At 60.3% G+C, this 13,887-nt stretch carries 15 protein-coding genes; 6 read left to right on the top strand and 9 right to left on the bottom strand.

What is annotated here, in order from left to right; translation table 11 throughout:
• Nucleotides 1-40: 40 nt before the first annotated feature.
• Complete coding sequence (locus BFV67_RS05590) at nt 41-265, bottom strand: helix-turn-helix transcriptional regulator (protein ID WP_048990019.1); 225 nt, start codon at nt 263-265, stop codon at nt 41-43.
• A 106-nt stretch (nt 266-371) separates the two neighbouring features.
• On the opposite strand from BFV67_RS05590, the gene BFV67_RS23210 reads away from it, so the two are divergent.
• Nucleotides 372-644 (top strand): helix-turn-helix domain-containing protein, encoded by a 273-nt coding sequence (locus BFV67_RS23210; protein WP_071965069.1) that lies wholly within the window; start codon nt 372-374, stop codon nt 642-644.
• Between the two features lie 36 nt (nt 645-680).
• Here BFV67_RS23210 and BFV67_RS05585 read toward each other — a convergent pair whose 3' ends face one another.
• On the bottom strand, nt 681-1,160 hold the full coding sequence (locus BFV67_RS05585) for an SRPBCC family protein (protein ID WP_069597979.1): 480 nt from the start codon (nt 1,158-1,160) through the stop codon (nt 681-683).
• A gap of 42 nt (nt 1,161-1,202) precedes the next feature.
• Nucleotides 1,203-2,219, bottom strand: a complete 1,017-nt coding sequence (gene mtnA, locus BFV67_RS05580; RefSeq protein ID WP_069597978.1) for an S-methyl-5-thioribose-1-phosphate isomerase — start codon at nt 2,217-2,219, stop codon at nt 1,203-1,205.
• A gap of 104 nt (nt 2,220-2,323) precedes the next feature.
• Between mtnA and mtnK the strand changes: the two genes are divergently transcribed.
• Nucleotides 2,324-3,523 (top strand): S-methyl-5-thioribose kinase, encoded by a 1,200-nt coding sequence (gene mtnK, locus BFV67_RS05575; RefSeq protein WP_069597977.1) that lies wholly within the window; start codon nt 2,324-2,326, stop codon nt 3,521-3,523.
• An 87-nt stretch (nt 3,524-3,610) separates the two neighbouring features.
• On the opposite strand, the gene BFV67_RS05570 is transcribed toward mtnK, so the two are convergent.
• From BFV67_RS05570 to BFV67_RS05555, 4 genes are all read right to left on the bottom strand, one after another.
• Nucleotides 3,611-4,852 (bottom strand): LVIVD repeat-containing protein, encoded by a 1,242-nt coding sequence (locus tag BFV67_RS05570; RefSeq protein WP_201258623.1) that lies wholly within the window; start codon nt 4,850-4,852, stop codon nt 3,611-3,613.
• Between the two features lie 83 nt (nt 4,853-4,935).
• Nucleotides 4,936-6,000: a sugar ABC transporter substrate-binding protein gene (locus BFV67_RS05565; RefSeq protein ID WP_023326886.1), complete on the bottom strand. Its 1,065-nt coding sequence runs from the start codon at nt 5,998-6,000 to the stop codon at nt 4,936-4,938.
• A 19-nt stretch (nt 6,001-6,019) separates the two neighbouring features.
• The gene (locus BFV67_RS05560; protein WP_069597975.1) at nt 6,020-7,015 is read right to left on the bottom strand and encodes an ABC transporter permease; all 996 of its coding nucleotides are present in this window, start codon (nt 7,013-7,015) and stop codon (nt 6,020-6,022) included.
• Complete coding sequence (locus BFV67_RS05555) at nt 7,012-8,514, bottom strand: sugar ABC transporter ATP-binding protein (protein WP_069597974.1); 1,503 nt, start codon at nt 8,512-8,514, stop codon at nt 7,012-7,014. The genes BFV67_RS05560 and BFV67_RS05555 overlap by 4 nt, the downstream gene beginning before the upstream one ends.
• Before the next feature lie 158 nt (nt 8,515-8,672).
• Here BFV67_RS05555 and BFV67_RS05550 point away from each other — a divergent pair, with 158 nt between their 5' ends.
• The 4 genes from BFV67_RS05550 (at nt 8,673) to BFV67_RS05535 (ending at nt 11,427) form a co-directional block, all read left to right on the top strand.
• Nucleotides 8,673-9,761 (top strand): oxidoreductase, encoded by a 1,089-nt coding sequence (locus BFV67_RS05550; RefSeq protein ID WP_069597973.1) that lies wholly within the window; start codon nt 8,673-8,675, stop codon nt 9,759-9,761.
• Between the two features lie 57 nt (nt 9,762-9,818).
• The gene (locus tag BFV67_RS05545) at nt 9,819-10,562 is read left to right on the top strand and encodes an SDR family NAD(P)-dependent oxidoreductase (RefSeq protein ID WP_039024444.1); all 744 of its coding nucleotides are present in this window, start codon (nt 9,819-9,821) and stop codon (nt 10,560-10,562) included.
• 183 nt (nt 10,563-10,745) lie between these two features.
• Nucleotides 10,746-11,042 carry a type II toxin-antitoxin system RelE family toxin gene (locus BFV67_RS05540; protein WP_047745874.1) on the top strand — a complete coding sequence of 99 codons (297 nt, stop codon included), beginning with the start codon at nt 10,746-10,748 and terminating at the stop codon, nt 11,040-11,042.
• Nucleotides 11,023-11,427, top strand: coding sequence for a helix-turn-helix domain-containing protein (locus BFV67_RS05535; RefSeq protein ID WP_008500997.1), 405 nt, complete (start codon nt 11,023-11,025; stop codon nt 11,425-11,427). The genes BFV67_RS05540 and BFV67_RS05535 overlap by 20 nt, the downstream gene beginning before the upstream one ends.
• Here BFV67_RS05535 and BFV67_RS05530 read toward each other — a convergent pair.
• Nucleotides 11,424-11,621 (bottom strand): YbdD/YjiX family protein, encoded by a 198-nt coding sequence (locus tag BFV67_RS05530; RefSeq protein ID WP_006809671.1) that lies wholly within the window; start codon nt 11,619-11,621, stop codon nt 11,424-11,426. The two genes, BFV67_RS05535 and BFV67_RS05530, sit on opposite strands and share 4 nt — an antisense overlap.
• Nucleotides 11,622-11,681: 60 nt before the next feature.
• Complete coding sequence (gene cstA / locus BFV67_RS05525) at nt 11,682-13,787, bottom strand: pyruvate/proton symporter CstA (RefSeq protein WP_063417915.1); 2,106 nt, start codon at nt 13,785-13,787, stop codon at nt 11,682-11,684.
• Nucleotides 13,788-13,887 lie beyond the last annotated feature (100 nt).

The following is a 13,887-nucleotide window of genomic DNA, read 5'->3' as shown; positions in this document are numbered from 1 at the left end:
ACATACGGCTCAGGTGGTCAGTTCCATATTCAGGCATTAATTAAATACTGGTGATGATCCTCTGCACATCAGCGCCAACCAACCTCGCCAGATGCACAAACTCCACCACATCCAATCTACGCTCACCGTTTTCCACTTTTGCAATAAACGATTGTGGTTTACCCAGCGCCTCAGCAAGCTGCGCCTGAGTAATGCCCTTCTCTTTACGCGCTTTCTTCAACGCATTGATAACTCGCTGATATTCATCCGAATAAACTGAGGCCATTGTTCCGATTCCATACAAATATCCTGAAATCGAATATCCTCCTATTGCCTTTTTATCCCAAAACAGGATAATTGAGCACGTAATGAGCACACGTAAGGAGGACACTATGCGTCATCAGAACTGGCATCCTGCCGATATCATTGCCGCACTAAAGAAACATGGAACAAGCCTGGCTGCGTTGTCCCGAAAGGCTGGCCTTTCCTCATCCACACTGGCAAACGCGCTTTCCCGACCATGGCCCAAAGGTGAATTGCTTATCGCTCAGGCGCTAGACATTCCACCCGATGTGATATGGCCGGAAAGATATTTTGATGAAAAAGGAGCGCCAGTATTTCGTCAGATGAGGAATACTAAAAAAAGAAATCTATCTTCGACTTGATCAATGAATTCTCCCCCTTCACCCCAACCCTCTCCCTCAAGGGAGAGGGGGTCGAAGAGACTTCACATACGCCACCAGCTGATCCAGCACTATCCCCCACCCTTCGTGGAAGCCCATCTGCTCATGCTGCTCGCGGATTTCCTTCGTGGGGTGGCGCGCAATCGCCGTATAGCGGGTTTTGCCCTCTCCGGCGTCTTCCAGCAACAAAATTGCCGTCATAAACGGCTTCTCGGCCGGTTTCCAGCCTTCGGTATAGCCGTCGGTAAAGACCAGCTTTTTCGCCGGGTCGATTTCAAGAAACACGCCCCGGTTATCCATCCGCTGGCCCTCCACCTCAAACACGGTGTTGAACCGCCCGCCCACGCGCAGATCGAGATCGCAGTCGAGCACCTTATGCGGTGCAGGGATGAAGAAGTGTTTGATGTGTTCGGGCGTAGTCCAGCAGAGCCACAGGAGGTCGCGCGGTGCGTCCACTACGCGCTCCAGTTTTAAGTCTGTTTCAGGGTCGAGCGTCACGGTGTTGTCCTCTTAAGGGAGCCCCTTAAAGGATAGCCGGACTCAGGCAAATTTCCCTTCCGCAACCTCTTCCGGCGTGACCACACCCGTATCCAGCACCCAGCCGCTAATCAGCGAGGCTGGCGTCACGTCAAACGCCGGGTTGTAGACCTGAGCGTTTTCCGGCGCCCACTGCACCGCGCCAAAGCTTCCGGCGACGCCCGTCACTTCGCTGGCGGCGCGCTGCTCAATGGGGATCGCGTCCCCGTTCGGGCAGGCCGGGTCGAGCGTGGTCTGCGGCGCGGCAACGTAGAACGGAATACCGTGGAATTTCGCCAGCACCGCCAGAGAGTAGGTGCCAATTTTATTCGCCACATCGCCGTTAGCGGCAATGCGATCTGCCCCTACCCACACGGCGTCGACCTGCCCTTTCGCCATCAGGCTGGCGGCCATGGAATCGGTGATGAGCTGATACGGCACGCCCAGCTCGCCAAGTTCCCACGCGGTCAGCCTGCCTCCCTGCAGCAGCGGACGGGTTTCATCCACCCAGACGTTGCTGACGTTGCCTTCCTGGTGCGCGCGAGCAATCACCCCCAGCGCGGTGCCGACGCCCGCCGTTGCCAGCCCGCCGGTGTTGCAGTGGGTCAGCAGACGGCTGCCGGGCTTCACCAGCGCGCTGCCCGCGCTGGCAATCGCATCGCAAAGTCGTTTGTCTTCGTCAATCAGGCGCAGCGCTTCGGCCACCAGCGCCGGAACAAAATCTTCCTGCCACAGCGCCCGCTTCATGCGGTCGAGGTTATTCATCAGGTTCACCGCCGTCGGCCGGGAGGCGCGCAGGGTTTCCAGCGCAACCGCCAGCTCGTCGCGGCTTTTGCCGTTTTCCGCCAGCAGCGCCAGCAGCAGGCTTGCAGAGAGTCCGATCAGCGGCGCGCCGCGCACCCGCAGGGCGTGAATATGCCCCACCAGCGCCTCTACCGTTGAGGCATCCAGCCAGCGTTTCTCCTGCGGAAGGGCCTGCTGGTCGAGAATAAAGAGCTGATTATCCGCTACCCGCAGGCTGGTCGTCTGTAATGTCTGCATGTCGTTAATTCCCTGTTGCGTTGTTGTAGCACATTGTGTCAGGATGAAATCCAGATGTATAGACGTCTACATGTCTTTATTAGCAAACCCGTGAGGAGCAGGCCATGTCGCAATACCGAACCTTTACCGCTCAGGACGCCGTGGAATATGCCAGGCAGTTTGGCGGCCTTGACGATCCTTCATCGCTGGTGGAGGCGCAGGAGGTAGGCGACGGCAACCTCAATCTGGTGTTCAAAATCTTCGACAGCGCGGGCGTGAGCCGCATCATCGTTAAGCAGGCGCTGCCCTACGTGCGCTGCGTCGGCGAGTCCTGGCCGCTGACGCTGGACCGCGCCCGTCTGGAGGCGCAAACCCTGGTCGAGCACTACCGGCACAGCCCGCAGCACACGGTGAAAATCCACCACTTTGACCCGGAACTGGCGGTAATGGTGATGGAAGATCTCTCCAGCCATCGCATCTGGCGCGGCGAGCTGATCAAAAATAATTATTACCCGCAGGCGGCGCGTCAGCTGGGTGAATACCTCGCGCACGCGCTGTTCCACACCAGCGATTTCTACCTGCACCCGCACAAGAAAAAAGCGCAGGTGGCGAAATTCATCAACCCGGAGATGTGCGAGATCACCGAAGATCTGTTCTTCAACGATCCGTACCAGATCCACGAACGCAACAGCTACCCGGCCGATCTGGAAAGTGACGTCGCCGCGCTGCGCGACGACGCCCAGCTGAAAATTGCCGTGGCCGCCCTGAAGCATCGCTTCTTTTCTCAGGCTGAGGCCCTGCTGCACGGGGATATCCACAGCGGCTCGATTTTTGTGGCCGACGGCAGCCTGAAGGCCATCGACGCCGAGTTCGGCTATTTCGGGCCGATGGGCTTTGATGTCGGCACCGCCATCGGCAACCTGCTGCTCAACTTCTGCGGCCTGCCGGGGCACCTGGGCATTCGCGATGCCGCCGCCGCCCGCGAGCAGCGCCTGACCGATATTCAGGAGCTGTGGAACACCTTCGCGGAACGCTTCCAGGCGCTGGCGCACGAGAAAACGCGCGACGCCGCGCTCAGCGCGCCGGGTTATGCCTCCGCGTTCCTGAAAAAGGTCTGGCATGATGCCATCGGCTTCTGCGGCACCGAGCTCATTCGCCGCAGCGTCGGGCTTTCCCACGTCGCGGATATCGACACCATTCAGGACGAGGCGATGCGCCACGAATGCCTTCGCCACGCGATAACGCTCGGCAAGGCGCTGATTGTGATTGCCGACCGTATCGACAGCGCGGAAGATCTGGTGGCGCGGGTGCGGCAGTACAGCTGAGAACGTTTGCCCGGTAGCGCTGCGCTTACCGGGCCTACGGGTGCAAAATGTAGGCCGGGTAAGGCAAAGCCGCCACCCGGCAAAAACTCACCCCAGATACTCAATCACCGACAGCCCGCCGTTATAGTCCGTGCTGTAGATAATTCCCTGCGCATCCACAAACACGTCACACGACTGGATCACCTGCGGGCGATTCGGGCGGGTATCCATCATTTTCGCCGGCGCGGCAGGCACCAGCGCCCCCGTTTCAACCGGCCGATACGGATTGGAGATGTCATACGCGCGCACGCCCGCATTCTGCCAGGTGGCAAAAATCAGCGTGGAGCTGACAAAGCTCCCCGGCCGGTTCTCGTGCAGGTTGTGCGGGCCAAAATGCGCCCCTTTCGCCACGTAGTCGATTTCATCCGGCTGCGGGAAGGTAGAAATGCTGACCGGATTCGACGGGTCGCGAATATCAAACAGCCAGATCAGCTTCTCGCCGTCCTCCTGGTTATCGAGCACCGCTTCGTCCAGCACCACCAGCAGATCGCGGTCCGGCAGCGGCAGCGCGGTGTGCGTGCCGCCGCCAAACGGCGGACTCCAGTTACGGTGGCTAATAAGCTTAGGCTGGGTACGATCCTTCACGTCCAGCAGCGTCAGGCCGCCGTCGCGCCAGCTGCCGTACGCGGTATCGCCGGCGATAATCGCGTGGTGGAGCGCGTAGCGTTTCCCTTCCGGCCAGTTAGGCTTCTCCCCTTCTGCCTGATTCATCCCCGGCAGCCACCAGCGCCCTGCCACCTCGGGCTTACGCGGGTCGGCCAGGTCAATCGTCAGAAAGATGTAGTCGGTAAAGCCGTCAATAAGCGCCGACACGTACGCCCAGCGGCCCCCGACGTACCAGATGCGGTGAATGCCAATGCCGCTCAGCGGCAGAAAGCCGATTTCGCGCGGCGCGTCCGGCGTGGAGATATCAAAAACGCGAAGGCCAGCGCTCCAGCCTTTGTCCTGCACGTCGCTGACGGTCTCGCCCACCTGCCGGGTATAGTAGACCTTCTCGTCGGCAAAGCGGGCATCGGCAAACAGATCCCGGGCGTTGATGACCAGCAGGAGATCATCATGCGCCTGGAGGTGCACGTTCCAGGTGCCGGGCGGCGCGGGAACATAGCCCGCCGCTTTCGGGTTTTTCGGATCGCGCACGTCGACAATCGAAAAGCCCTGCGACACCATATGGCCGATATAAGCGAAACCGCGGTGCACCATCAGCTGCACGCCGTCCGGGCGACCGCCCTGATCGCTATGGCCAATCAGCCGCATATTGCGGCTGTATTCGGGAGGGGGTAAATGAGTCACCTTGAGCTCCTTTCGCCGGGTGGCGGCTGCACCTTACCCGGCCTACCAAACCGTAGACCCGGTAAGCGCAGCGCCACCGGGCATTATTTTGACCTGGCTTCCAGCGTCGCAAACCACGGCGCGATAAAATCTTCCGTCTGACCCCAGCCCGGAATGATTTTCCCCAGCGACGCCACGTTCACCGCGCCCGGCTGGGCGGTCAGCAGCGCCTGCGGGATAGCCGCGGCTTTAAAATCGTAGGTGGCCGGGGTCGGTTCACCGGCAATCTTGTTCGCCACCAGACGCACGTTCGTCGCGCCAATCAGCTTCGGATCCACCGCCACGCTCACCTTCCACGGGCTGCCCGGCTCGCGCATCAGCTGCAGATCCTGGTTGGAGATGTCGATGCTGTAGAGTTTGATCTCGGTACGGCCGTTCTCCTTCAGCGCCTTATACGCGCCCTGGCTGAAGGCGTCCCAGGTGCCCCAGATGGCGTCGATTTTGCCTTTCGGGTATTTCGCCAGGATCGCCCCCACCTTGTTGGCGGTGTCGCCCTGCACGTCAGAGGAGACCGCGCCGATAGACTCCAGCTCTTTGATGTCCGGGTACTGTTTTTGCAGCTCTTTATACGCCGCCTGACGACGCTCCATCGGCGGGAAGCCCGCTACCCACAGCTTGACGATATTGGCCTTGCCGTTGAAATCTTTCGCCAGCTGGCCGAAGGAGAGATTCGTCAGAGAGGCATCGTCCTGTTGGGTCACGGTTACGCCCGGGATCTCGCCGTTGACGGCGGTATCAAATACCGCGACCTTAATCCCGGCGTCCACCGCCTTCTTCACCAGCGCGGTGGAGTACGGATCGCGGCCCTGAGACAGGATAATCCCGTCGTACTTCTGGCTGATGGCCTGGTTCACGAAGTCCTGGAATTTGGCGTCGTCCCCGTTACTTAAAAAGGTGCTGACCTTAAAGCCAAGCTTCTTCCCTTCCTGAATGGCCCCGGCAATAAACTGCGTGGTGTTGTCGTCTGAGCCGAGGTTACGGATCACCGCGATGCGAATGGGGCCGTCGTGGTTGGCAATGGCCGCCGGGAGCGGTGCGGGCGTGGCCGCGAAGCCAGGCAGAGCGGTGAATAACCCTAATGCCACCAAAGAGAGTGCAATCTTTTTCATTTTTTATCCCGTTGTGTTGTCAGCGTTTTTGTATGTAGGTAATCGCCAGCGCTACCGCGAGCACCAGCCCTTTTATAATGTCCATGGCGTAATACGGCACGGAGAGCATCACCAGCCCGTTCGACAGCACGCCGAGAATCACCGCCCCGACCAGGGTCCCCAGCGCATTCGGCTTGCCGGACCCGGCCAGCGAGAAGCCGATCCACGCCGCCGCCACCGCATCCATCAGGTAACCGCCGCCCGCGTTCACCTGCGATGAGCCAATGCGCGAGGCCAGCAAAATCCCGCCCAGGCCCGCCAGCAGGGAGGCAATCACGTAGGCCGCCACCTTGTAGCGGGTGGTGCGAATCCCCGAGAGGCGCGCCGCTTCCGGGTTACCGCCAATGGCGTACATCCGACGACCGTGAGTGGTGAGCGACAGCCCCAGCTGCGCCAGAACCGTCACCACCAGCATGACGATCACGATAGTCGGCACCTGTCCCAGCAGGCTGAACGTCGCAGGGATGGTCCCTTCCGCCATGTCGCCGCTCGGCAGCACCATGTTCTCGGTAATCGACCCGCCGTAGCTGTAGGTCATCGCCACGCCCTGGATCACAAACAGGCTGGCCAGCGTCGCGAGCATGTCCGGAATGCGCAGGATGACGATCAGAAAGGCGTTAAACAGCCCCACCAGCGTGCAGAGCGCGAGGGTGATAAGAATCGACTCGGTGGTGCCGAAGCCGTGCCAGACGAAAAGCGAAACCACCAGCGCGTTCGCCAGCGACGCGGTCGATCCTACGGACAGATCGAACCCGCCAATGGTCAGCGAGATCGACACGCCGATGGCAATCACCGTCACGATGGCAATCGAACGCAGAATATTGATGATATTGTTCGGATCGAGGAAGCTGTCCGACGCCAGGCCAAAGACGGCCACCAGCGCGACGACGGTTAACAGCATGCCCCACTTGTAGAGAAAATCGAAAATCTGCTGACGGCCAGACGCCGCCGCGTTTACTGAAAGGGCCTTGCTCACGACGCCGTTCCTCCGGTTGAATAATAAAGTAGTGTCTCTTCACGGGCCTCGGCCCCGGCGATTTCCGCCACGATGCGCCCGTCCCACAGCACGCAGATGCGGTCGCACAGCCCGACCAGCTCGGCAAATTCGCCGGAGGCGTAAATCACCCCTTTGCCCTCGCGCGCCAGGCCGTCAATCAGCTGGAACAGATCGGTTTTGGCCTTCACGTCCACGCCTTTGGTCGGCTCGTCGAAGATCAGCACGCTCGCGTCATTGCGCAGCCATTTGCCGATGGCGATCTTCTGCTGATTGCCGCCGGAGAGACGTCGCAAAACCTGCCCGGGTCCGCGGGCGCGCACGCCGACGCGGGCGATCACCTCCTCCGCCCAGCGCCACGCCTGACGATGGCCGAACAGGCTCCAGCGCGAAAAGCTGTTATCGGCGCACACGGCAAGATTCATGCTCACCGGCTCGTCGATAAAAATGCCCTCTTTGCGCCGCTCTTCCGGCACCAGCGCCAGGCCGCGCAGCACCGAGTCCGCCGGGTCGCGCGGTTTCCAGGGCTGTTGATTCAGCTCGCCGTTCGCGACGCGGCTTTTACTGGCGCCAAACAGCGCCTTACAGAGTTCGGTTTTGCCCGCGCCCGCCAGCCCGGCAATACCGAGAATTTCGCCCTTGCGCAGGTGCAGAGAGATATCTTTCAGCAGCGCGTCGTCGTGCAGCCCTTCTACCCGCAGCAGCGTTTCGTCGCCGTGCGGCGGCCGCGCGGGCGGATAGATATCGCTCAGCACGTGGCCGAGCATCTTCTCGACGATCGCTTCGCCGCTCAGATCGACCATCGGGCCGGACTCAATCAGCTTGCCGTCGCGGAGCACCGTCAGGGTGTCGCAGATGGCCTTCAGCTCGTGAATGCGGTGTGAGATAAACACCACGCCGATGCCCTGCTGCTTTAACCGTCTCACCACCGCAAACAGGCGCTCGCTCTCGTGCGCGTCCAGCGGCGCGGTGGGCTCATCAAGAATGAGAAAACGGCAGTGGTGTGACAGCGCACGCGCCAGCAAAATCTGCTGCTTTTCGGCAAGCGTGCAGCTGTCGATGGAGCGGCGAACGTCCAGAGAAACATCCAGCTGCGCCAGCGCCTGTCTCGCCTGCTGGCGGACGGCGCGCCAGCTGAAGCGATGCCCCGGCTGCGCCAGCTGGTCGAGCATGATGTTCTCGGCGATGCTTAATCCCGGGATCAGCGCCACGTCCACCTCCTGCTGCACGAGGTGGATGCCCAGCCGTTTGGCGTCCAGCGGCTCGCGGATGCTTACCGGCTGGTTATTGATGGAGATTTCGCCTTCATAGTGGTCGTGCGTCCCGCACAGCACCGCCATCAGCGTCGATTTCCCCGCGCCGTTGGCGCCGGTCAGCGCATGTACCGATCCGCCGGTTAAGGTGAAGTTCACGCGCGACAGCGCCTGAAAGCCGGAAAAGGCCAGGCTGATACCGCGCATTTCAAGGCGACTGGAAACCATCCGCGTAAATCCTTCATTACTCTTCTGATTTATCGAATTTTTCACAGCTCCGGTTGACTGACAACGACGGAAAAGGCATAAGTTAAAGCGAAATATTATTAGCCATCCGGATGTCCAGACATAACATCGGGTTAGCGCTTGCTAAAAAGGACAACACCATGAGCAACACCGATATCCGCGTCGTGCCTGGCCCGGCGAACTACTTCTCCCATTCCGGAAGCCTTGCGCGTCTGAATGACTTCTTTACCCCGGAGCAGCTTTCCCGCGCGGTGTGGATTTACGGCGAGCGCGCTATCGACGGCGCGCGCCCGTTCCTGCCGGAGAGCTTTCACGCGCCGGGGGCGAAACGCCTGCTTTTTAAAGGCCACTGCAGCGAGCGCGACGTCACCCATCTGGTGGACGAATCCGGCAGCGACGCCAGCGTGGTGATTGGCGTCGGCGGCGGCGCGGTGCTGGATACGGTCAAGGCCGTAGCGCGTCGTCTGGGGGTGCCGTTCGTGGGCATCCCCACCATTGCCGCCACCTGCGCGGCGTGGACGCCACTCTCCGTCTGGTACAACGATGCCGGTCAGGCGCTGCAGTTTGAGATCTTCGATGACGCCAACTTCCTGGTGCTGGTGGAGCCGCAGATCATTCTCAACGCCCCGGCCGAATACCTGCTGGCGGGTATCGGCGATACGCTGGCGAAGTGGTACGAAGCGGTGGTTCTTGCTCCGCAGCCTGAAAACCTGCCGCTGACCGTGCGGCTTGGCCTTAACGGCGCGCTGGCGATCCGCGACGTGCTGCTGGAGCACAGTGAGGAAGCGCTGGCCGACCAGCAGCGCGGCGAACAGACGCAGGCGTTCCGGGACGTGGTGGACGCGATTATCGCCGGCGGCGGGATGGTCGGCGGTCTGGGCGAGCGCTATACCCGCGTGGCGGCGGCGCATGCGGTGCACAACGGCTTAACCGTGCTGCCGCAGACGGAAAAATACCTGCACGGCACCAAGGTGGCCTACGGCATTCTGGTCCAGAGCGCCCTGCTCGACCAGGACGACGTGCTGGCGCAGCTGGTGGCGGCGTACCGGCGCTTTAACCTGCCGACCACGCTTCGCGCGCTGGACGTCGATATTCACAACCGTGACGAGCTGGATAAGGTGATAGCCCACACCCTGCGTCCGGTGGAGTCCATTCACTCTCTGCCGGTGACGTTAACGCCCGACGTTCTGCGCGCCGCGTTTGAGAAGGTGGAATCCTTCAGCCGTTAATCGCGCCGACAGGCTATACCTAATGATGATTCTCACCACTCTCGTCACGAGGTCATCATGCAGATCGATTTAACAGGTAAAAAGGCGCTGGTTACCGGCGCCAGCCGTGGATTGGGTCGGGCTATCGCGCTGTCGCTGGCACGCGCCGGTGCCGATGTGGTTATTACGTATGAAAAATCCGCCGATAAAGCCCAGGCGGTCGCCGATGAAATTAAGGCGCTTGGGCGGCACGGCGAAGCGATTCAGGCCGACAGCGCCAGCGCGCAGGCGATTCAGGATGCCGTCACCCATGCGGCGCGTGCCCTTGGCGGGCTGGACATTCTGGTCAACAACGCGGGTATCGCGCGCGGCGGCCCGCTGGAGTCCATGACGCTGGCGGACATTGACGCCCTGATCAACGTCAATATTCGTGGAGTGGTCATCGCCATTCAGGAAGCGCTGGTGCACATGTCCGACGGCGGGCGCATCATCAACATCGGCAGCTGTCTGGCGAACCGCGTGGCGATGCCGGGCATTGCCGTTTACTCAATGACCAAGTCTGCCCTTAACTCCCTCACTCGCGGCCTGGCGCGCGATCTGGGGCCGCGCGGCATTACCGTTAACCTGGTGCATCCCGGCCCCACCAACAGCGATATGAACCCGGAAGACGGCGAACAGGCGGAAGCCCAGCGCCAGATGATCGCGGTCGGCCACTACGGCCAGCCGGAAGATATCGCGGCGGCGGTCACCTTCCTCGCCAGCCCGGCTGCCGGGCAGATCTCCGGTACAGGGCTGGATGTCGACGGCGGGTTGAACGCCTGATCGCACCTTTTCTGCAAGCCTCTGTCGCCCGGCAGAGGCCTTGTCGAGCCGCCTCGATGTTTCGCTTTTTACCGCTTACTTCCGTTTTATGTCCGCTCTACAGTACCCCATAAGAAATTCGGAATTTATCTAATAGTCTTATTATTTCCTTATAATTTGTGTGGGCGTACAGTGGAGGTACGGATGAAGATTGTCTGGTCTAATGGTGCAAAAAAGGCTTTTTCCAGAATTGACGAGCGGTATCAACGCCGCATTGAGGTAAAGCTTGCCGAACTGGATGACCGCTCGGCACCCCGGCCCGATATCAAAAAAATATCGGCGACAGAAAATCATTTCCGGCTACGCGTTGGCGATTACCGCATCATCTATACGCTTCGGGACGATCCCGGTAACCATTGTTATGTTTTAGCCGTCAAGCGCAGAACTTCAACGACTTACCTGCATGAGGAGAAAGCCACCTATGGCTGTTCAGCTAATTAAGGACGATAACGGTAAAACGCAGTATGTGGTTATTCCTTATCACGAATACTTCCGCATGTGCTCACAGATGGCAGAGATCGACGACGAAACCGATGACGATCTGGAGGATATTGAGGTCGAACACGATAGTCTGGATGACGTGGAATTGCCCGGAGACGTGTGCAGCATCATGACCTGGCAGAACGTCAGCCTGCAGGCCGCGTGGCGTATCCTGCGCGGGCTATCCCAGCAGGAGGTGGCGGAGAAACTGGGCATCAGCCAGTCCGCCGTGTCACAGCTGGAAGCGCTGGACTCCCGTCCGCAAAAGCGCACCCGCGAAAAGCTCGCGGCGATCTACGGCTGTAAGCAGGAGCAGATCAGCCTCTATCTCCCGAAAGAGGGTTAACAGCACTTCGCCCCGCCCTTGCCGCCGTAGCGGGCGTCCTGGCGGTCGCGGAAAAATTCTTCGTAGGTCATGGGCGTCTGGTCCGGATGGTTGACGCGCATATGCTCGACGTAGTTGTCGTAGTCCGGCACGCCAATCATCATTTTGGCGGCCTGGCCCAGGTACTTACCGGCTTTGGAAAGGGTGTCGAACATAGTTCTGATCTCACAGGGAATGTAGGCCGGGTAAGGCGAAGCCGCCACCCGGCACACGGGTTAATGCGCCCCTTTGGCCTGGGTCACAATCTCTTCCAGGTTTTCAGGCATTGGCTCATACGGCGTCTCTTTCGCCGTTGGCGCGTCGACTTTCAATGCCGCCAGCGCGGTCCTGAGAGAATACAACGCCAGCACCACGACCACCACCATAAAGAAGATGGTCAGCCCGGCGTCCAGACGGTTGTTAAACACCAGCTGCGACAGCTGCGATTCGGTGTACTGCGCCGGGATCTTACCGCTGTCGATCATCGCCTGGAACTTGTTGGCAATCGCCAGGAAGCCCACCTTGTTGTCCGGGCTGAAGGCCTTCTGCCAGCCCGCCGTCAGGGTACAAATCAGCAGCCACGCGGTCGGCACCAGCGCCACCCACGCATAGCGCTGGCGCTTCATCTTGAACAGCACCACCGCACAGAGCATCAGCGCCATGCCCGCCAGCATCTGGTTGGCGATACCGAACAGCGGCCACAGGGTGTTAATCCCGCCCAGCGGATCGACCACGCCCTGATGCAGGAAATAGCCCCACGCCAGCACGCACAGCGCCGTCGCCAGCAGGTTAGCCGGGAGCGAGTCGGTCCGCTTCAGGTTCGGGGAGATGACGCCCAGCAGATCCTGCAGCATAAAGCGCGCCGCACGGGTTCCCGCATCCACCGCCGTCAGGATAAACAGCGCTTCAAACAGAATGGCGAAGTGATACCAGAACGAGACATCCATCAGCCCGCCCAGCGCGCCGTGGAGAATATACGCCATGCCGACCGCCAGCGTCGGCGCCCCGCCCGCGCGGGAGATAATCGACTGCTCGCCCACTTCGCTGGCGATGCTCGTCAACGTTTCAGGCGTAATCGCAAAGCCCCAGCCGCTCACCACCTGCGCGGCGGAAGCGACCACGTCAACGGTGCCCGCCGGAGCCAGGACCGCCATCGGGCTGTTCATCGCGAAATACACGCCCGGGTCGATAATACAGGCGGATACCAGCGCCATAATCGCCACGAAGGACTCCATCAGCATGCCGCCGTAGCCAATCAGGCAGGCCTGATTTTCATTCGCCAGCATCTTCGGCGTCGTCCCGGAGGCGATCAGCGCGTGGAAGCCCGACACCGCACCGCAGGCGATGGTAATAAACAGGAACGGGAACAGATTGCCGGTCCAGACCGGGCCGGTACCGTCGATAAATTTGGTTAACGCCGGCATGGTCAGCGTTGGGCGCATAATCAGAATACCGATTGCCAGCCCGACGATGGTGCCGATTTTCAGGAAGGTAGAGAGGTAGTCACGCGGGGCCAGCAGCAGCCATACCGGCAGCACCGCCGCCACGAAGCCGTAGCCTACCAGCATCCAGGTCAGCTGCACGCCGGTAAAGTCAAAGAACGGCGCCCAGGTCGGGCTTTCCGCCACCCAGCCGCCGGAGATAATGGCGAACACGAGCAACACCAGGCCAATCACCGACACTTCACCAATGCGGCCCGGACGCAGGTAGCGGATGTAGATCCCCATGAACAGCGCCAGCGGAATGGTAAAGGCAACGGTATAGGTTCCCCACGGGCTGTGGGTCAGCGCTTTCACCACGATCATCGCCAGCACCGCGAGGATGATCACCATGATCATAAAGGTCGCCACCAGCGCAATCACCCCGGCAGTGGCCCCCATCTCCTCTTTCACCAGCTCACCCAGCGAACGTCCGTCGCGGCGGGTAGAGACGAACAGCACCATAAAGTCCTGCACCGCCCCCGCCAGCACCACCCCGGCGAGGATCCAGATCATCCCCGGCAGGTAGCCCATCTGCGCCGCCAGCACCGGCCCCACCAGCGGGCCTGCCCCGGCAATCGCCGCAAAATGGTGACCGAACAGCACTTTCTTGTCGGTCGGCACATAGTCCAGACCGTCGTTATGGCGGACGGCAGGCGTCATGCGCGTTGCATCAACGCCCAGGACGTTCTTGGCGATATAGCGGCCATAAAAACGATAGGCGATCAGGTAAACGCAGACCGAGGCAACGACGATCCAGAGCGCGTTGATCTGCTCCCCCCGGTTGAGGGCGATATAGCCCAGGGCAAAAGCTCCCACAACGGAGAGCCCTGCCCATGTAAGGTATTTCCCTGAGTTGTTCATAGTTGTTGTCCGTTGTCGTGAAACAGTGAGATGTTACATTTTGTTTCTAGAACAACCGGAAAAATTTAACAACTTTGAAACGCAATAATGCGTGGTCAAA

Origin of the sequence: Enterobacter roggenkampii (assembly GCF_001729805.1) — a bacterium.
GTDB classification, from domain to species: Bacteria; Pseudomonadota; Gammaproteobacteria; order Enterobacterales; family Enterobacteriaceae; genus Enterobacter; species Enterobacter roggenkampii.
This window is presented reverse-complemented; position numbering and strand designations above follow the sequence as displayed.

Coding starts and splice junctions, on each gene's coding strand:
- BFV67_RS05565 (WP_023326886.1), bottom strand. CDS start 6,000: ATGAAAAAGATTGCACTCTCTTTGGTGGCATTAGGGTTATTCACCGCT.
- cstA (WP_063417915.1), bottom strand. CDS start 13,787: ATGAACAACTCAGGGAAATACCTTACATGGGCAGGGCTCTCCGTTGTG.
- BFV67_RS05550 (WP_069597973.1), top strand. CDS start 8,673: ATGAGCAACACCGATATCCGCGTCGTGCCTGGCCCGGCGAACTACTTC.
- BFV67_RS05530 (WP_006809671.1), bottom strand. CDS start 11,621: ATGTTCGACACCCTTTCCAAAGCCGGTAAGTACCTGGGCCAGGCCGCC.
- BFV67_RS05545 (WP_039024444.1), top strand. CDS start 9,819: ATGCAGATCGATTTAACAGGTAAAAAGGCGCTGGTTACCGGCGCCAGC.
- BFV67_RS23210 (WP_071965069.1), top strand. CDS start 372: ATGCGTCATCAGAACTGGCATCCTGCCGATATCATTGCCGCACTAAAG.
- BFV67_RS05535 (WP_008500997.1), top strand. CDS start 11,023: ATGGCTGTTCAGCTAATTAAGGACGATAACGGTAAAACGCAGTATGTG.
- BFV67_RS05555 (WP_069597974.1), bottom strand. CDS start 8,514: ATGGTTTCCAGTCGCCTTGAAATGCGCGGTATCAGCCTGGCCTTTTCC.
- BFV67_RS05540 (WP_047745874.1), top strand. CDS start 10,746: ATGAAGATTGTCTGGTCTAATGGTGCAAAAAAGGCTTTTTCCAGAATT.
- BFV67_RS05590 (WP_048990019.1), bottom strand. CDS start 265: ATGGCCTCAGTTTATTCGGATGAATATCAGCGAGTTATCAATGCGTTG.
- mtnA (WP_069597978.1), bottom strand. CDS start 2,219: ATGCAGACATTACAGACGACCAGCCTGCGGGTAGCGGATAATCAGCTC.
- mtnK (WP_069597977.1), top strand. CDS start 2,324: ATGTCGCAATACCGAACCTTTACCGCTCAGGACGCCGTGGAATATGCC.